Origin of the sequence: Bacillus cereus group sp. MG1, assembly GCF_040460035.1 — a bacterium.
GTDB lineage: Bacteria > Bacillota > Bacilli > Bacillales > Bacillaceae_G > Bacillus_A > Bacillus_A cereus.
On the sequence record NZ_JARVGY010000007.1, the window covers coordinates 20089 to 39387 of the forward strand.

Below are 19299 nucleotides of genomic sequence, written 5' to 3' on the forward strand. Positions count from 1 at the left end.
TTATGCTCCCTCATTTTCCTCATCATTTACAGTATCATTACCATTATAAAAAGCTTGTATAAATGGGCCATTATCTATTGGTGCTCTTTCCACTGAAGATTGTGCTGAATTTCCAAATAAGAATTGTAAATCACGAATCATTTGATCATCACATACTTGTCCGGATAAACTTGCTCCTTTAAGTTCTTGTGCAATTTCATTACATGTTCTACGTAACTGATCCTGATCCATATCATCTTTGTTATTTCGGCTTGATATTATGATATAAAATTGACGTTCTACCGCTTCACCACCACTAGACATCATAATTGCACGCTTAATATCCTGTTCTATAATTTTTCTTTTAACTGGAGTTTCTTCATTTGCCTTTTTCTCTTGTAGCCTATAGATATAACCATCTAAATCAACTGGTCTAGCAATAGTTAATGTTTGTTGACCACGAGTTATCCCGTTATAAACTTCAGTTAAACTTTTAATTTTTCTTCGTTGTTCCTTCTTTGATAATAAATCCATATTCAAAGGCTGAACTTTTATAAATCCTACAATCGAACCGTTTTTCAAATGAAGCAATTCATTGTTAATATCCATCACGGGCATCCACTGTTGAGCAACTGCTTTGTTTTTTTGAGTTGCAACTTGCTCCGGTGAAAGATTTTTTTTAGATTTACTCTTAAAAAGACTCATTAATCTCTTTCTCTCCCTTCACCAAAAACGTAATAAAATCGTTTAGGTCTCGCATTGAATTGCCTCATCATTTTTAAAATATCTAGTAAGTTCACGCCAGTACGTGGATTTTGCACCGATATACCATATCCTATACCTGCACACATTACAGCGAGGAATATCCTAACAATTATAGGAATTCCGAAAACTCCTAATAACAGTAAAAGCATAAATCCAACTATTGCACCTGCTAAGGTGACGAAAATTTCTCGCCACCCAAAACCAGGTATTAATTCAAATCGTGCTTTAATGTTTTTAGGGATTAAATATGGATTCTCAAACTCTCTATCTTCCATAGATATTAAGCTCCCTTCGTCATTGCTTTTCTCATTATAACTGCTGTAGCTGCCTGCTGAGCTACGCCTGTTGCCATTCTCCCTGTTCCTGTACTATGAACCCAATTTTGAAGGGTTTTCGGTACTTTGATTGCCACCCAAAGAATCCCCAAGAATAGGAATAACGACATAATAGGAAAATCTTTGTATACCATTGTTTTTAAAGCCTCAAAACTAAGTTTTAACATAAATAGCTGTGAAGCCTGGGCTAATGATATCGCTAAAACATCTTTCCACCAAGCTGAATACATCCCTGAATTTGTAACCAATCCAGTAGCCAAAAGTGGCCCCGCTACAGCTGCATAAGCTAGTTCAGCTGCTCTAATAGATGTTTGTATAAGAACAATAATAATGGCTACAACAGCCACGATAACCGATAATAATACAAATAGAGGTATAACGGATGTTGATTTTGCAATTAAATCCAGTGTTTGCTTTATTTCACTAGTACTCTTGTCCCATTTGGCTCCAGGTAATTTAGCTACATCAACAGCCATCTGTGTACCAAATTTATATACATAAGATACAATCCAAGGAATCGTACAAATAACTGCTACCGCTTGACCAGAACCTTTTATAAGTGCCATAGGATCTGCTCCACTATCCCCATTCATTCTAAGTATATAAGTGTATATAGCTTGGAATGCAACAACAACTACAACCCAGGATAGAGCAATAACTTGCGTATAGATTATGGCCTGTTTTACAATATCTAGTTCTAATACATAAACAGATACGCCGGCAATTTCGGCAATTATTTTTAAGAAAAATTCAATTGCTCCATTAATCCAACTGTTAAATATCTTATCTAATATGAATCCCATGTTTTTTAACCTTCTTCTTAGTTATAGTAACTAGCCCACCATTTAATTAACCCTACAGCCGATACACCAATTGCTGTTGCAATTAAAATCTGTTTAGTACGTTTATTTGCATGTGCAATATCAGCTGGATCATTATCAGACATTTGCTTTTTAAACTGTTGCCAAGCAACCATACAACCACCCGCAATAGGAACTAGTGCGATAAGCCATGTTGTAGCATCACCAATCATTTTTTTAGTACCAGAATAAATCTTTGGCTCATCAGCTGCATATGCTGAAGTATCAATTACAAACAGTGCTGCAAATAATACATATGGTAATGCAAAAGCTAAATAATGTTTAAAACTAATCTTTTTCTTTTTACCTTTAGTCATTTTCAATTCTTTACTTTCTTCCATTCTCTAATCCTCCTAAATAATGTCCATATAGCTTTCTTTTTGTTCAGCTACATCTATTGGTTCGTTTGTAATATCCATTGTTTCTTCAAATTCTTCTGTCTCAGTAATTTCTTCTAAATCATTTGTCTTAGCAGCTTGTTCAATTGCTTCAAGTTCTCCTTCCCATTGCGCTTTAAATGGATCAAATACATCAACTCTAATATCTTTCTTTTCCAAATCACCCCTTTCAATGGGTATAAATTTAATAGGATACTTCGAAATATCAGGAGTAGGGACTCTTGTAGCATATTGACGTTGTCTAATAACAATCGCTTCAAAATCTGGAAACCTCATTACCTCATCAGGTGTTAACAGTTCACGTTTTGATAGATTCTGTGAATAACTAGCAGAAAAGTCTTTCGTTCTAGTAGTAGCTGAATAACCATCGGTTGCAACTGTGTATGTTCCTAATTTTTTACTAATAACTTCTGCTGTTTCATTATCACCAGTCAACAAGTATAACCAGACTCTACAGTTTCCGGTTATTGTATTAGCCAATTTCCCATACTTTTCTTTAATTTGATCCAATCCCTGAACAACAATGTTATATCTAACTCCCCTACTCCTTGAAACAGTAATTTTAGTGTCAAAATCTGAAATTCTCGGCATATTACCAAACTCATCAAGTAAACAGCTAGTTCTTATTGCAATTCGTCCCTCTGGTCTAGAATTTGCCAAATTAACCAACTCAAAATACGTTTGATCTATATATAACGTTGCTAAGAAATGTCGAGTCTTAACTTCGTCAGGGATAATAAGGAATGTTGCTGTTTTCTTTTCACCAGGTTGTTTTAAATCGTGATCTTGAAAACTAGTCATATATGCAATTGAAGGATCTGCAAATAATCTTAAATCTGCTGCAACAGATGCAAAGAAGCTACCACGCATTTTTTCAGGAGCCATACCAGCTGTAGCAAATGCTAATTTTGCAAGGTGGCCTCGTTCTAACGATTCAATCAATTCCAATAAGGGAACATATTCCTCCATCATCCCATCACCAATTTCACGTTTCTTAACTACCCCATACTCAACTAGCAATTGAAACACACTAGCCATATGCTTTTGACTATCTTTCTTTGATTCTATGGCTATATATAAAATCAATGCGGCAATAACACTTTCGGCTCCAGTAGCCCAAACAGGGTCGCCCGTACGCTCTTTTTGATATACGATCATGTTTGCTATATTCCATGCTGCTTCAGAAGCTTTCGATTCATCATCTTCCTTTAAAGCATCTACAACAGCTTTTATTGGATTCCAATGATGTGTACTAGCCTTAGGTTTACGGAAATCCAACATTATTACTTCGTAACCCTGTTCTTCCAAGAATTTCTTGGTTGCTGCATATAATTCACCCTTTGGATCTGTTAAAATCATACTTTCGCCAGCTTTTGCTAACGTCCATATTGCAGGATAAATAATTCTTCGTGTTTTACCTGAACCAGTTGTACCGATAATTAATGTATGTTCATCTTCCGATACAAGCCATACTTTTTTCTTTTTTAAATCAGCCCCCAGGACTATACCAGCTGTTTTTATAGGTTCTTTTTCATATTTCCAAACACTATTATTAGCATCTCTCTCTTTTTCAGTTTGCCACCTACTTGTCCCAAATTGCCCACCACCGGATGCCTCTGGACCGCCAATACCATTCTTCATTTTATTTTTTATGCCTCTATTTTCTTTCCAGATAATCAAAACAATAGCTGTGGCAACAAAGCCCTGTAATATTAAATAAAATGTTCCATAAGATTGCTTCAAAATTACCCATGGGTATATAACGGAAAATGTAGTTAAATTATTAATAACAATTTGAAGATCAATTCCCTTAAATAAAAGGTCTAAATTATATACAATCTTTGGTAAGATTAGTAAATCAGCTAAAATCACAAACACAACTAAAAATATTCGGAATTTCAACCTCTCTCTTCCCTTTCTTGTCTTTGTTTTTGTTCTTGTTCTTTTGCTCTCATCATTCTTTTTCTTGCATATTCCATTTCTTTTTCTGATTTCATACGCTCTTTTTCTAACTCATTCCAGAATGACTTCCATATCTTATTAATTGAAGCGTTCGGATTCTTGAATGATGGCATTTTATAAATATATGGAGCTTTAACATTTAAAGTCTCATTTAATTGTTTATAACTCTCTTTATTTACATAGGTTGCTTTTCCCCATCTTTGATTTTCCTCGTTAAGAGCTCCTACTTGTTCAATTATTTTTTCGATTTTTTCGGGTGGAGCATTACTTTTCACCCGTCTATTCCATTCAAGTACGGTATCTTTAACCTTTTCTTCTGACATGCCTGTAGCAAATAGAACCTTACTGTAATCCCGAATAGTTTTTTCGGTCATATCCTGTACTCTTAAAGGTCTTTTTAAGTATTCAATGTCGTTCGTTCTTTTTTCATATTTTTTTATTACCTTAGTAACTAAACTTTGAGGTAACTTTCTTTTTTTAGCCCAAACATTTATTTTTTCTTTAAATAACGAATTGTCAGATGCCACGCCTCTTAAAATCCTTGCATAGACCTCGGTTAAATGTTCTCTATCTGGCACTTCCATTTTTTCGACTACAATATTTTCTAACTGCAATAAAGTTTCATCAGCTTTTTGTTCGTCAAACTCTAATTCTTGAAAAGTCTTGAATGGGTATTTAAAATCTTCTGGTTTAACACCTATATTTCCTAATACTTTATCCCATGTATTCTTACGTAAAAAATTAGATCCTTCTTCGATTTTTTCATTAATCGCATACAAATCTACTCCTGCTATTTCATTAGAACGAATCCACTCTGAAACAACATCAATTCTTTTACTCTCAGAAACTTCACTTTGCTTTAGGGCAACACTCATGCAAAACGCTGTCCATCCAGCTGCCGCTTCATCCCTGCATATACCTTGCGAAAATGTTTCAATCATATTATCCACATCTTCTTTTGAAACTTCACTGCGTTCTACTAATTTATATGGATAATCCACAGATACATCTGTTATTTCCTCAATCTTGCTAAAATCTTTTTTCGATACAAAGTTAGAGTTCGCTTTTTTTTCGATCTTATTTAAAACTTTTTCAATCCCATCTAAAACGTCATCGTATCTATTTAACTTGGATATAATTTCATTATTTGTCCAACCTGCTAATTTTAGTATTTCAGCTCCAGTTTTAATGTCTTTTTCATCAATAGTTTTAATATCTTCTTTTGATGAATTAGCAATACTTTTGCTAATTTCTTTTTCACTAACCCCCAAATCCGCTTTCTCCGACCAGGTTTCAAAAACCCTTTTGATTTCATTTTCCGAAAAGGATAGATGTTTTAATAATGCTGCACTTTTTTTAGTCACATCATAACTAAGATCTTGTTTCGGTTTACCATTAGCTTTTATAAATTGCATTTGTGCCTTCATCGCTTTTTCTTGGTCAACTTTTGGTAGAAAATTAATCCTTGTCTCTAATGCACCCTTTAAAAGAACCTGCGAAACTCTTTTTTGAATGTCTTTCATTGCTTTTTCTTTCGCTAATTCTATTTTTTCAGTATCATGAGAATGTAATTTTGTTAGACCTTCTACGGATGATAAATAACGTTCTGTAGATTCCATAAATTGAGGTCGATTTATTAACCAATTTGATATTTCATCAACCTCTTTTTTGACCTCATCTGGCATAAATGCATAACTCATACGGCCCTTTTCTGGTAACATTTTGGAAAGTTCATAAAGAGACTTCTGCAATTTTTCAATATCATGCGTGTGTATGCGTGGTGCAATGCCAACTTGTGTTTTATCTACTTCATCTAAACCTTTTAACATTTTGACTGCATCTACAACGTTGTCTAAAGCGAACTCTCGAATGAAATCACGTTCTACAGTTTTTATTAAATTTAATTCCTGCCTTTCTTCACGATATATTTCATTCATAAATACATTTTTTACATCTCTATGTTCCCCTTTAGACAAAGCCCCTCTTTCACGCTTAGTCTCTTTTTCCCACATCATAAGGTGAACATGCGGATGGCCCTTTTCCTCATGAAAGGCGGCAATCCATTTCAAATTACTTTCTGTAATACCCATTTTTTTTGCTGCATCTGGAACTGTCGAACGAAGAAGATCTTCCCATTTCCTTTTTTCCGTAAATCCTAGATTCAAAGCATCTTCTTCTTTTAAGCTAAGTATCATTCGCCAAACAACCCCGTCATGCTCTCTTAGTTCTTTTTGTACGTCTTTCAAAACGAGAGCTTCATTACTATTTTGGGTAAAAAGGCCATGTGATCCAGGGCGTTCCCCAGCATACTTTGCATGATGTGCGGCATCTGTTTTTTCTTCTAACTCTTCAAAGTCTTTTGTTGTTTCCATACTTACGCCTGGTCTTGTTCCTATGTATTCAACATGGGCACTATTTTTTTTAGCATTAGAAGTGCTAGGTAAATAAAAACTTGTTTTCATGATAAATGGAGCTTTCATACTTCTTTTTATACCTTTCAATAAATCAAATCAAAAATTTTAAAACATTAGTAATTTATTATTCATCAATATCTCCTTTTGACCTTAAACTTTCTACAGATTTAATCCGTGCACGAGAATATATGTCTTTAACATCTAAATTCTGTCTACCTAATGATTCAACTAACATATACATCGCTGTACCTGCTGAAACTGATCCTTTAGCACCAATTTTCGCAAGACGTTCTACCGAAGGTTTCAGTACATCTCTTAAAGCTTCTCGTATTTCAACTTTAATAAAATCCATATTATTTTCTGCATAATGCCTGTGTAATCCCTCTTCACAAAAACGCCTTACTACATCTGCTGTATCTTCTCCCCTCTCCTCTGCTACCGCATTTAATTTCGCTTTTAAATCTGTTGGAACTCGGACTCTTAGTAGGTCATTGTACCTACTATTTTTATTTTTATGAATAATTATCACCACCATACTTTGTTGCTACATAGTTATTTAGTACTAGTAAAATAGTATCACATTTTGTTCCCACATAAAAGCATTTTATTAAAGTAGAATGAACACAAATGTGTTCACGAAAAAACCATGATATACCAGGCTTTGCCTGGTAGTTGTAGCCACGTATGTGGCGTTCCCCTTATCCTGCATTACTAATTTTTTTGCTCAAAGAGCGAAAAAAATGTCGTTCGCTCCACTTCGTTCCGTCCTTCCGTATCCCCCGATTTTTCTATATATTTATTGGATTTACGCAAAAAAAAGAAAGATCACTTCGTGTAACGAAATGATCTTTCACGTATTTCACACCTTATAATATTCATGCAGTTATTCACATATTAATTCTTCTCATATTGGAACATCATCTAATAATAATTTCTTGATTCCCCTCTAATCCATCCTGAATTTTCTCCAAATTGGGATATAATTCATAAATAGCACCAATGGACAAAATTAGCAAAGTTATAAAGATAGCTATAGGAATCCTAAATAATAGTCGCATCTTACTTTTCATAATAATTATAAATAGTATTAAAGAAATCCAAATAAATAAGTTAGATAACAATACTTTCCCCCCCATGATATTAAAATATTTTAAGTGTATTTTAGCATTCTTACAAAAAAACAGAGAAGATATTAGCCACTATATTATAAAACACAAAAACAAACTAGTTTATAAACTAGTTTGTTTTTGCGTTTTACTTGATTTAACCATCTATTGGATCAATAAAAGTTACATTTTTTGACATCAGGTTTAAATTTCTTATGGATTAAGCTTATCCCCCTTTTTCGGTGAATGGGCATAAACAAGCAAAGAAAATTTATTATGAGGACGTGTTATTAAAAAAGGGGGGTGTTACAAATGTGGAGAAATATAGAAAATCACTGAAAATGATTGCGCTTTGAGTTAACATAGTATTAAGGTAACTTTCCTAAGTAAGTATTTAAGGGGTGAATAATTTGAGTTTCACTTATAAGAGACCGTTAATTTTTATAGTTCTACTGTATATTGTATTGATAGCTTTTAACTATGCTAATCATAATCAATTCAATTGGTTTGAAAACCTTATAAAAACACTATTTATAGTAGTGTTTTTTGAAATTATGATGTGGTTATTTTCTTCAAAAAAAACAACCTCTAGAAAATAAGAGGTTGTTTTTTATTAATCACCATGTTTTTCCTGTCCAGCCTTCTTCTTCATAAATACATGTACCTAGATACCAAGCAAGCTGACCAGCTAAACCAATTAAATTACCTTTGACGCCTAATCTAATCATTTTTCTAGCTGCTAATTCATATTCTTTGTTAGTAATATTAGCAATAATAGAACCTATAAAGCCTACTGATAGAAATTCTTTATAATTTGCTATAAGTTTTCTTTCTATACAGTTATCTACAGCTTCCGTTTCTTGTTTGAATGGATCTTCATAGCCAGGTGGTGTATTTACACGTTGGATTTCTTGTCTCAATTGTTCTAATTCTTCAGTTTTACCATATTTGTTTTCTATCATATCAATATCAATATCTACTACTCTTCCATGTTTATCTTTAATTGCAGCTTCTTCAACAACAAATTTCAATTGTGCAGCTACTTCTTGTACTAATTTTTCTTCTTCACTATTAATCTCTTGAGCTTTGGAGATTCCAGCGAAAGAAGTTGCAAACAAAGCGAGTACGAGAGCCATCGATACAATATTTCTTAATACAGTCTTCATTTTTAATCCCATCCCTTTTCCTTATTTATGCTTTTTTACCGGTATTTTCTAGCACAGCTCTATCTTAATACATAAAGCTATAAAAATATATACCCTTCAGAAAGCGGAAAAATAATGAAATTCAACGATTATTACCTTTAAAACCGCTGTTTCAAGATATTTACAGTTTAATAATTCGAATATTCTGCATTTTATTTATCAATTTAATTACGGATACAGATATAATGTTAGATCGTAGATTAACTGTCTTTAAGAGCACAATTTGGGAGGGCTGATTAAAGTTTTATTGTTATCTAATTGTATGAATTTCGTAAAATGTCTGGTGCTATCTCTTATAAAAAGTGGGTACAATGACGTTTTCTTAATCCCCCTTTTCGGGAAAACAAGACTATAATTAAGGAGCGTTCTGAACGTATTAAACGAACAGGAATGCTCCTTTTTTTTTCTTTATCTACTAAATATCTATATTGAAAAAATAACGTAAATAAAGTACTTTAAGAAAACGTCTTTTCAGATAAAGGAGGAATAAAAGATGAAGGTTGAGGAAGTAATTATCTCCGATAATAAGATTCGTTATCTCTTGGTAAATCAGTATAGGGAAATGATTATGCCTGTGATGAAATTTCTAAAGTATAAAGATAATACAGGTACAGCACGTAATACACTTCGTTCTTACTGCTATGCACTTAAACTCTATTTTGAGTTCTTAGAACAAAAGGAACTGTCTTATACAGATGTGGGGATTGATGAGCTAGCTGAATTTGTTAGATGGCTTCAAAATCCATTCCAGAATGTGAAAGTAACAAGTATTCGTAACAATTCAAAGAAGCGTAAGGCAAGAACAATTAATATCTATTTAGACAAGATTTATGCTTTTTATGATTATCTTATGAGGCATGAAGATTACTCGATAACTTTATCAGAACGATTAAAAAAGCAATCTTCAGCTTCAAGGGGGAATTTCAAGGGATTTCTTCATCATACCTTTAAGAATAAAATGAAAGATACTAAGATACTCAAACTAAAAGTTTCAAAAGAGACATTAAAAGTACTGTCCCCGGATGAAGTACAAATCTTAATTGATGCTTGTTGTAACACCAGAGATAAGTTTCTACTGGTTCTTTTATATGAAACTGGCATGAGGATTGGTGAAGCACTTTCACTTCATTTATCCGATATTGTCCCTACGATTAGAAAAATACATATTCAGGATCGTGGAGAATTGATTAATGGCGCTGAGATTAAGACGGTATGTAGTCCTCGGACTCTAGATATTTCAAAAGAATTGGCTGATTTATACCGGCGGTATATTTTAGAGATACATACAGATGAGATAGATTCAGATTTTGTTTTCATCAAACTAACAGGGGATCGGAAAGGAACTCCACTTGATTATGCAAGCGTACAGTCCCTTTTCAAACGTTTGAAAACAAAAACTAAAATGGAAGTAACTCCTCATATGCTTCGTCATACCAACATAACGGAGTTATGGAAGACAGGAGAAATGAGACCTGAAACGCTTCAGAAGCGCGCTGGACATGCTCATATACAGACTACTATGCAAATGTATGTCCATCCCACAATGGAAGATATACAAGAAGATTGGGAGAAAGCAATGAAGAAAAAAGATGAACGACGAGGAGAATCATGAATATAGTAAGTAATACATCCTATAAACCGAAGGTTACATTAGAGAAAAAAGATGAATTACTGCAGCTATTACAGGGGTATCGGATAAACGATGTGTGGGATTTAAGGGATAACTTCTTCGAAGTATATGATAGCAAAGAATCTTGGCGATCAAATAAAAAAAGAATAGATTTCACATCATTTTCTTTCTATATTCGACAAGAGTTAAAATATTTCTTTGCAATAGAAATATTAAATAGAAGTGTAACTATTGGAACTCTATTAAGTTATTCATTTACGTTTAAACATTTAGCTGCTTTTTTAAACAAACATTATCCTAACATCCATAGTTTTATAGAGATACCATATGAACGTGGTCTTATGAAATACAAAAGTTATTTAATTAATAGGAATGTCAACATCACAAATTCAAAAGGACAGATTTCAAGTAAAGCTATTGCTTTTTTTAATCGAGCGTATCAATTTCTGTTTGATTTCTATGACATAAGAGAAGAGTTTGAAAAAGATATATGGGATGTAAGAAATATTCCTAATGTACGCTATTCTAAAAGTAAAGCTGAATATCGAATATCATTTCATGATATTCATCCATCCTATAGGGAAGCTGTTAAAAAGTATGCTAAGTTTACAACGGTTTCACGTAGTTTTTCATCATTGCAAACAATATTAAGAGGAATCAAACACTTTATAGTGTTCTTACAAAAATATTATCCTAATTGGAACGGTATCACTGATTTGCAAAGATCACATATTGAACAATATTTATTATACGTTAACCATAATTTGGGCCATTTATCTGAAGGAACTAAAGCGGATTATTTGTATGGAGTAAAAGTATTTATAGATTACTTACAACGTACTGAACATCCTAAAGCACCTACTACACCTGTTTTCACTTTGTTCTTCAAGGAAGATTTCCCAAAACAAAGACGATGGAATGAAAATGAGATTAAATATATTCCTGACTCAGTAATGAGTCAGTTAGAATTGTTATTAAGTCATAATCCTGATGAACTCAATCCCCCTATGAAAGATAGCGATAAGAAATATATTCCTGTTATCATTTTACTTATGGCTACAGGATGGCGAATAAGTGATATACTCAATATTCGTTACTATAATTGCTTAATTACTGATACGAACAGAAACTATTATCTTCAAGGAGATATTCCCAAAACTGATGTTAAACAACATCGTATTCCTATAGATAAAGATGTAGCACTAATTATTCAAGCTGTCATTGAACAAACTAAAGATATGTCAACTATAGAAAATAATCCTGATCGATACTTATTCGTTCATACAAAAGGAAAACGTAAGGGGAACCCATTTTGTAGTGGGAATATATCACGAGCATTAAATCGTTTGGCTAAACGATACAACATTGTGGATCAAGATGAAAGTATCTATCATTTTCGAAACCATGCCTTTCGGCACACCAAAGGTGTGGAGCTGATTAATCTAGGAATGAATCTTACTCACATTATGAAATGGTTTGCCCACTCTACACCAGAAATGACACTAGTCTATGCTAAGATAGCCGATGATACATTGAGACGAGAATGGGAAAAGGCACAAAAGAAAAAAGGACCTCTCCTTCGTGTAAATTTAGATAATGGTCAAGTAAATGAAATGGCCATGGACGAAGACTTGATCCATTGGGAATATATACGCAGTAATATCGAGGCTATAAGAGTACCACTTGGGTTTTGCCTGGCTTCGAAGAAGGAAGGTTGTCCTTATGTTGTAACCCCATGTCTGACATGCCCAAACTTCTGTACAACCCCTGACAATCTGTGTGACTTTGAAAGAGAAATCCGGCGAGTGGAAGAACATATTCAGATGACACAAAACTACCCAATTTACAATGAGAAAACCAAGGAACAATTGGATAACCTCATCAAAATTAGAAACCAACTTGTCGAAGGCAAGTCTCATCGGGGGGAGAGTGCTAAAAAAATTCTCTTTGATGCTCAAATTATTAAAGAAAAAGGTGTATCATCATGAAACATAAACGATCTACAGATGCTATTGTAGCCTTGGCTAAAAAGAAGCGAGAAGAAACCCTACAAAAGGTTGAGAAAGCAATTAGACAACTGATTGACTACAAGGAAAAATGTATGAACAAATTTAATGAAATAAGGCTCTTACTTTGTGGTCATATCCACAAAGTAAGAGCCTTATATTTTCTGTTTATTTTTCATTTTAGTCTTGATTTCCCGAAGGATGGGCAAAAACACCCATATTTAGTTATTTCTCAATGTGTGAAATAACTAAATATGGTAAAATTATATTTGCGAGATACATATTATTAAAATTAAGATGGTTCAAGTCGAAGGAAGGCACCTTAGGGTGTCTTTTCTTTATAAAAAAAGACGCATTACGCGTCTTAAATTAATTTTTACTATATTTTTCTTTCATTTGATCCATTTCCACTTTAAAACAATTCGAACAAATATTTTTATATTCTCCTACCCAAGGTTTTACTGGATACTCTACTGTAGCCTCAAATTCACCACAATCTTTACAAACTTCATTTTTAGTAAGATTGCCTGGCAGCATATCAATTTTTATGGACGTTATGAATTTAGTAAATCCCCAACTGTAGTAAATTTAGATGCTATTATTAAGGAAACTGATATTCTAACCAGGTTAGCACAAGAAAGTTCATTAAAAGAAAAACCTTAAACAAAACGGCAATCTTCCTTTTTAAGAAAGATTGCTTTCTTATTCCCCCTTTTCGAGGGGATGGGAATAAACAGCGATCCAACGGGTTAACGTTAGCTGGGTTTGGGCGAGTAGCCCCATTAAATTTTTTGTTCTTTGGATTTTACGCTCCGTCCACCTTGTTAAGCGAAACTCAGGAACGTACAGATTGTAAAAAAGATTAGCTGCAGCTGCCAGCTAATCTTTTTTCTACAATTTGTAGTTATCGAGTTGAGTAAAGGTGGAGCGGTGACTTACGGAATGTAGGCAACTGCCGTACATCCCGTGCCATGAGCCCTACCAGTTTTCAAGTTAAAAGCAACTACTAACATTTCAATCAAGACAACCTAACTTATAAACTAGTTGACTTGATCTCGCATCTGTTCTCCTACTTTTTCCAGACTGAAAGATTTTAATTTTTCCCAACTCTTTTTAGGGTGTCTCTTCCTTGTATGTCTTTTCTTTTGTTCCTTCTTAATAGCATCTATCAACATTTGTGGGCTATGATGAAAGTATGCTTGATTGTATCCGTCCTCAATCATACCGAAATAATCACATTCATTGTCAACAAAGTAATTATCTACAATTAATTTCTCAAATTCACTTTCAATATAACCCCAATTGTGTACTTTACTATCAGAAATTGAAACACCATTAGAAGTTATTTCGAGCTTATCCAATAAATAATCCATATACTCTCTTGATATTTTCTCTAATTCCTCGATTTTCTTCATATGTTCCTGATTTTCCAGAATAAATTCAATATACTTCTTTTCCATTACTCTCAGCCCCTTATTTCTTTACTGTCCCTTATCTTTATATTTTTCCTTCTAGCACTTATGCACTTTCTCTTTATGATTTTACCCTAACCAGCATACTAACATAAAACCCACGTTAAGAATTAATTACAAGAATTTATATAGAGAACACCTTGCGTTCTCTCAAAGAACAACAGTTAACCGTACTCTATATTGCCAGAACACGTTCGAGAACGTGTTCTTATTCTGAGTTCTAGGTGGCATTATATTTGTATAGATATTTCCTCTTAAGAACACTAGTTGCTCTTAAGGAGAACGACATTTATTATGTGTAAATTACATCGAAAACTAAACTAGTTGTCAATTTAGTTTAAACTAGTTTATAAACTAGTTTATTTATATTTATAAAAAATTAGCTATTAATAGCTAATTTTTTCAGAGTGTTGGGAAACCCTTTAGGGTTCCCCACACTCTGGAATCATTTTGATTTTAGCGAATAAAAACAACATAAAATAATAGAGTTTCAAAAAAATAGCCCTCCACCAGACCTTTTTTGGTCAGATGGAGGGCTATTTTTTTCATGTTTTGACAAGTTGCGGTGAGATAAGCCTGCATTTGGACAGACTTCAGCCCCCGAAATCGAGCATATCGATAGCCATGTAGTTCTTTGGCGTCCGCAAAGCTTCGCTCTATAGTTGAACAGCGTACTTTGTACAACTTTTTCCCTGTAACTGTTAGTTTGTTTTTTCTAGCGATATCCTTATATTTCTCCCATATATGATGAGTGATAACTTTTTGTTTTTGTTTCTTTGAAAAACATACCTCACGTAGCGGACAAACAGCGCAGTCTTCTGGGTTGGATTTATAGTGACGATATCCTTCACGATCCGTTGTCGCATACTCTAAAATACACCCCACCGGACAAGCAAATGCATTCATTTCTTCTACATATTTAAATTGGCTTTTTGGTACTTCTTTATTTCGTTTTCCAAATCGGCGATACCCCATCACCATAAATATATTTCTCTCCGATAATTTCTTACAGATATACCCTGTAAAATAGCCTGCATCAAGAGCTACAGCTTCCACTTTAAATCCGAATTTATCAATTTGAGCTTGTAGACGCGCTAAATATGGCTCGGAATCTGCCATATTTCCAGCCGTTACATAAGTATCTGTAATAATATTGTACTTCGCATCAGTCGTACGATGGTCTAAGAAATGAAAACCGTTCGGTTTTCCATCTCTCATTAAAAATCCACTATCTGGATCCGTAGTACTTATACGAGTTTTTTTAGTGGGAGTATCACTTTCCTTTCTGGGTTTTAATTCTTTTTTTCGTGTACCTCACGATCTTCAATTACCGCAGCTTCTAGTTCATCTATATAAAACTTTGCCTTTTCTTTTTTATATTTATGTACAAACTTATTTTTATTAGCATTGGCCTTAATGTGCGTAGAATCTGTCATCAGCGCACGTCCTCCCACCATCCGGTGCTCTGTCGCTTGCCTCACGATCTCATCAAAAATTTCTTCGAAAATATTTGTATGAATAAAGCGAGTACGACGATTCCAACTGATTGTAGAATGATCTGGAATAGTATCTGATAGAGAAAACCCTAAAAACCAACGGTAGGCGATATTCGTTTTAATCTCTTTTTCCAATTGACGCTCCGAACGAATACCGTAAAAATATCCAATAAACATCATTTTAAATAAAACGATAGGATGGATTGACGGACGTCCATTGTTTTCACAGTAATAAGGGCGTAACTTCTCTTCAATAAAATCAAAACTAATTGTCGCTTCGATCGCACGAAGGAAATGATCTTGTGGAACCAACTCTTCTACAGAAACAGATACACGTTTATCACGATGATTTTTTAAAGCACCCATCATAAAAAATCTCTCCTTTACCTCTTTTTATCAGTGTTGACACATAAAAAGAGGTTCAGACACAAAAACAGGCTGTGGAGAAGACTTTCTCCACAGCCTGAAAAAATTAGCTATTAATAGCTAATTTTTTATATCGCTTTTCATTTTATTGTATTTTTCTAAAGCTTTAAGCGCTGCTGATTTTGGCTTAGTACCCATTTCTGAAACCTTCGGTTTTATTATTTGCTCACTTACATTACTTTCATTACCATTTCCCTTTATATCAGAAGACGGTATTTCTTGAGCGATGTGAGCTGATGGTACTTCAACCTTACCGCCTATAGTATCGTCCTCTTTATCCGAAATCGGCATCTCATTCGTATTATTAGTTTTAATTATTTTGTTAAGCTCAGATGTACCACCAATCATTGTTAAAGCTAAATTTAATAGCATCTCTTGTCCTATACTACTAGATAGCATTTCAATTTGGCCCTGAGACAAATTTTCTGTAGTTAACGGGATATACAATGCTCCTGTACTACCGCTATTTCTATTGAACTTCAAACCATCTTGAATTAATTTTTCAGTAAGTTTATTTCGACTTATACCTAATTCCGATTTCATTTCATTAAATTCATTAATCCATTTAGCATCTATAGAAGGTGTAAATGTTCTTCCCTTACCTGCCTCATAACCGACGTTACTCATATATAACACCACACTTCATATTCTTATATAGCAAGGAAGAAGGTGTGAATCCACCTTCTATTATGCTTCAACGCCTTCTTTATTTAATTGCTCTAATAGATTAGCTATTAAATATGATCTACTTGTAAAGTATGCTGACTCTTGAATGTTTTTAGGTAAAATAAAGCCATCTTGTTCCTTCAGATCTCTTAAACCAGCGTAACCAAATAAAACTCCACCACCAACTACAATGTTTTTATCCGCATTTGTTTTAAACCAAAACTTCATTAGAGATGCTTTTTGATCTTCTGCATATTTTAACATCCCATCCATTACAATATCTGTAACATTCTCTTTTACAGGGCCCCATTTCACACTAAATGTCGGCTTATAAGTATCATCTTCAATCATTTTCTCTACTTCAGGCATCACTAGCCTTTGAATAAAATCTTCTCTTGTTTTAAAAGGTGACTCAATTTCATCTGTCATGAAACTTTTTAAAATCTCATTTTCCATGAAACGTTCTTTTATATTCTTTAAAATTTCATCAATATACTTATTTGTTCCTAAATCCGTATTTGTAGATAATTTTTTATTTAACTCTCCATCTTCAAAGAAAGCATTATCCGAAGTACCTGCACCAAGATCATTGATAGCATATGATTCTCCAATTTCTGCATCCATTCCTTCAACTTCCACTATTTCACCGTTTACAATGTCAAATAGTATTGCCAAGACAGAGGAAACACCTTCAACATTCATTGTTCCATCATTAATCGTAATTTTTATCTTTTTACCCTCATATGTACCATCTAAAAATTCTACAGTATGTTCTCCATAGAGCATTTCTAAAATTTGTTCTTCCCCACGTAGTTTATAATCTTCAATTGGCATTCCACCACTAAAAGGAACAAAAACTTCTTCTTTTCCAATTCTCGCTGCTGCCACCGCCATACTTGTGAACAATGGAATCAAATGTAACTTCTTATTTTTCTGGCTAAATTTATCTTCCGTTTTCCCCATTTCGTCTACAGTTGGTTCTTGACGGTCTTCTTGATCTTTAGCATATGCTCCCACATACCACGCTCTGCTTCTTGCATCACCATCTAAAGAATTACTAATTATACGAACATGTAATAACTCGATGTCTTCATCTTTCTCATTTACGTAATCATTTTTCTTAGAAGGTGCAGATTTTAAATCTATTTTTGCTGGCGGCGCTTCTGCGATTACTGTTGGAATAGCAAAAGATTCAATATTACCTTTTTCATTCAAGAAACTAATTTTCGCTTTAATATTACCTGTATCAAAACCACCAAGTAACATGTTTTTAGATAGCATTTGCTCAACCATTATATTTTCCTCCTACAACTAGTTTATAGTTTAGTTTAAACTAGTTTATCAACTAGTTTAATTAATAATAAAAAAATTTATATCCATACTTAACTTTTAAACATAGTGTTCGTGAGGGGAACAGTAATCGTTCGCTTCACGAACACATTATTCACTTGCTTTGTATGAAGAACATGTTCTGTAACGTGTTCTTCTCTTGAAAAGTAATTTCGTACTCAATATGTATTAGAGAACATCATCAGGACGATAATGCTCTACGCCAGTACACTTTTTAAAGTCCTTGCTATTCCATGTTAAACAAGGAACTCCGTTCTTAGTAGATACAGCTGCTAAATAAGCATCAGCAAAATCAATTCTATTTGTTTTATATTCATGTAATGCTTTTAATACTACATCACTTTCCAATGTTTTAACGCCTGGTGAAGTAATAATTGTTGTAAGATTATCGGCAATCTCTTCATGAGAATAACCATATCTTTTCATACCTAAAACCCAGGTACACTCTATTATCACTATTGGTGTTAAAAATAATGTAATTTCTTGATTAACAGCTCTCTTGAAGATTTCAAAAGCCTTCTTTGATTGTTCTTCATCGTCATTTGTCAAAAATCTTACAATGACATTAGTATCAACTACGTATTGCATGTACTGCACTCTCCCTTATTCGGAGGAAATCATTTCTTCTTTAGCTCCACGTCTAATTTCTTCCCAAGACAAGTTCGGCTCACCAGCTTTAGGTGGCATAGCACCAAATAATGCCAACAAAGAATTTTTTTTAACTACATTTACAAAAACATTGTCTCCTTCAATCACAAATTGAATCTGATCTCCTGCTTTTGCATCTATATAATCTCTAATCTTAGCTGGTATTGTGACTTGTCCTTTCTGAGAAAGAGTAGACGTAAATTGACCTGAAGACGAAATTAACCCTCTGTTCTCATTTTTTATTTGCATAGTACACACATCCTTCTTTATTTTCCGTAGGTGTTGCGTTTTGTTATTTCTCAGTAATTTAATCCTTAATACTCCTATAGCGAATTGTAAATGAGCAGAACATTTAAATGTTCATTTCTTTATATAGTAATTGACGTAGTATTAAGTGTGCCTCTGCTTACTTAATATTATACTACTACCAAAAATAAATGTAAAGATATTTTTAAATTCTTTACCAAAAGATAATGTAAAGATATTTTTAAATTCTTTACCAAAAGATAATGTAAAGATATTTTTAAATTCTTTACCAAAAGATAATGTAAAGAATTTAAAAATATCTTTACATCGAGAGT

General features: G+C 33.5%; 17 protein-coding genes. 3 read left to right on the forward strand and 14 right to left on the reverse strand.

What is annotated here, in order from left to right:
• The 8 genes from QCI79_RS33965 to QCI79_RS34000 all read right to left on the reverse strand — a co-directional run bounded on the left by QCI79_RS33965 (window position 1) and on the right by QCI79_RS34000 (window position 8997).
• On the reverse strand, window positions 1-684 hold the full coding sequence (locus tag QCI79_RS33965) for a TraC-like domain-containing protein (protein WP_000051765.1): 684 nt from the start codon (window positions 682-684) through the stop codon (window positions 1-3).
• Window positions 684-1019, reverse strand: a complete 336-nt coding sequence (locus tag QCI79_RS33970; protein ID WP_000390116.1) for a PrgI family mobile element protein — start codon at window positions 1017-1019, stop codon at window positions 684-686. The genes QCI79_RS33965 and QCI79_RS33970 overlap by 1 nt, the downstream gene beginning before the upstream one ends.
• Before the next feature lie 5 nt (window positions 1020-1024).
• Entirely contained in the window at window positions 1025-1882 is an 858-nt protein-coding gene (locus QCI79_RS33975) for a conjugal transfer protein TrbL family protein (RefSeq protein ID WP_000505795.1), read from the reverse strand.
• A 17-nt stretch (window positions 1883-1899) separates the two neighbouring features.
• Window positions 1900-2280 (reverse strand): hypothetical protein, encoded by a 381-nt coding sequence (locus tag QCI79_RS33980; protein WP_000392872.1) that lies wholly within the window; start codon window positions 2278-2280, stop codon window positions 1900-1902.
• Window positions 2281-2292: 12 nt separating this feature from the next.
• Window positions 2293-4239 (reverse strand): VirD4-like conjugal transfer protein, CD1115 family, encoded by a 1947-nt coding sequence (locus QCI79_RS33985; protein ID WP_000672077.1) that lies wholly within the window; start codon window positions 4237-4239, stop codon window positions 2293-2295.
• Window positions 4236-6761 (reverse strand): MobP3 family relaxase, encoded by a 2526-nt coding sequence (gene mobP3, locus QCI79_RS33990; RefSeq protein WP_015406566.1) that lies wholly within the window; start codon window positions 6759-6761, stop codon window positions 4236-4238. The genes QCI79_RS33985 and mobP3 overlap by 4 nt, the downstream gene beginning before the upstream one ends.
• Before the next feature lie 76 nt (window positions 6762-6837).
• Window positions 6838-7248 (reverse strand): hypothetical protein, encoded by a 411-nt coding sequence (locus QCI79_RS33995; RefSeq protein WP_000260289.1) that lies wholly within the window; start codon window positions 7246-7248, stop codon window positions 6838-6840.
• Between the two features lie 1188 nt (window positions 7249-8436).
• The gene (locus QCI79_RS34000; protein ID WP_000523415.1) at window positions 8437-8997 is read right to left on the reverse strand and encodes a hypothetical protein; all 561 of its coding nucleotides are present in this window, start codon (window positions 8995-8997) and stop codon (window positions 8437-8439) included.
• Window positions 8998-9517: 520 nt separating this feature from the next.
• Here QCI79_RS34000 and QCI79_RS34005 point away from each other — a divergent pair.
• From QCI79_RS34005 to QCI79_RS34015, 3 genes are read left to right on the forward strand one after another with little or no spacing between them, the layout of a single operon-like run.
• Window positions 9518-10636, forward strand: a complete 1119-nt coding sequence (locus tag QCI79_RS34005; RefSeq protein WP_000861877.1) for a tyrosine-type recombinase/integrase — start codon at window positions 9518-9520, stop codon at window positions 10634-10636.
• Window positions 10633-12642, forward strand: a complete 2010-nt coding sequence (locus tag QCI79_RS34010) for a tyrosine-type recombinase/integrase (RefSeq protein WP_001028548.1) — start codon at window positions 10633-10635, stop codon at window positions 12640-12642. The genes QCI79_RS34005 and QCI79_RS34010 overlap by 4 nt, the downstream gene beginning before the upstream one ends.
• A complete protein-coding gene (locus tag QCI79_RS34015) occupies window positions 12639-12908 on the forward strand; it encodes a hypothetical protein (RefSeq protein ID WP_353842276.1) in 270 nt (89 codons plus the stop codon). Before QCI79_RS34010 ends, QCI79_RS34015 begins: the two co-directional genes overlap by 4 nt.
• Before the next feature lie 792 nt (window positions 12909-13700).
• On the opposite strand, the gene QCI79_RS34020 is transcribed toward QCI79_RS34015, so the two are convergent.
• From QCI79_RS34020 to QCI79_RS34045, 6 genes are all read right to left on the reverse strand, one after another.
• Window positions 13701-14120, reverse strand: a complete 420-nt coding sequence (locus tag QCI79_RS34020) for a hypothetical protein (RefSeq protein ID WP_000412868.1) — start codon at window positions 14118-14120, stop codon at window positions 13701-13703.
• 468 nt (window positions 14121-14588) lie between these two features.
• Window positions 14589-15997, reverse strand: a protein-coding gene (locus QCI79_RS34025; protein ID WP_209291804.1) for an IS1182 family transposase whose coding sequence is annotated in 2 segments (ribosomal slippage) — window positions 14589-15439 and window positions 15439-15997 — 1410 coding nt in all. Because the reading frame shifts where the segments join, the coding sequence is not laid out codon by codon here.
• Between the two features lie 117 nt (window positions 15998-16114).
• On the reverse strand, window positions 16115-16681 hold the full coding sequence (locus QCI79_RS34030; RefSeq protein ID WP_000072992.1) for a hypothetical protein: 567 nt from the start codon (window positions 16679-16681) through the stop codon (window positions 16115-16117).
• Window positions 16682-16741: 60 nt separating this feature from the next.
• A complete protein-coding gene (locus QCI79_RS34035; protein WP_000230190.1) occupies window positions 16742-18013 on the reverse strand; it encodes a ParM/StbA family protein in 1272 nt (423 codons plus the stop codon).
• A 225-nt stretch (window positions 18014-18238) separates the two neighbouring features.
• Window positions 18239-18658, reverse strand: a complete 420-nt coding sequence (locus QCI79_RS34040; protein ID WP_001200537.1) for a type II toxin-antitoxin system VapC family toxin — start codon at window positions 18656-18658, stop codon at window positions 18239-18241.
• Window positions 18659-18673: 15 nt separating this feature from the next.
• A complete protein-coding gene (locus tag QCI79_RS34045) occupies window positions 18674-18967 on the reverse strand; it encodes an AbrB/MazE/SpoVT family DNA-binding domain-containing protein (protein WP_001165986.1) in 294 nt (97 codons plus the stop codon).
• Between the last annotated feature and the right edge of the window lie 332 nt (window positions 18968-19299).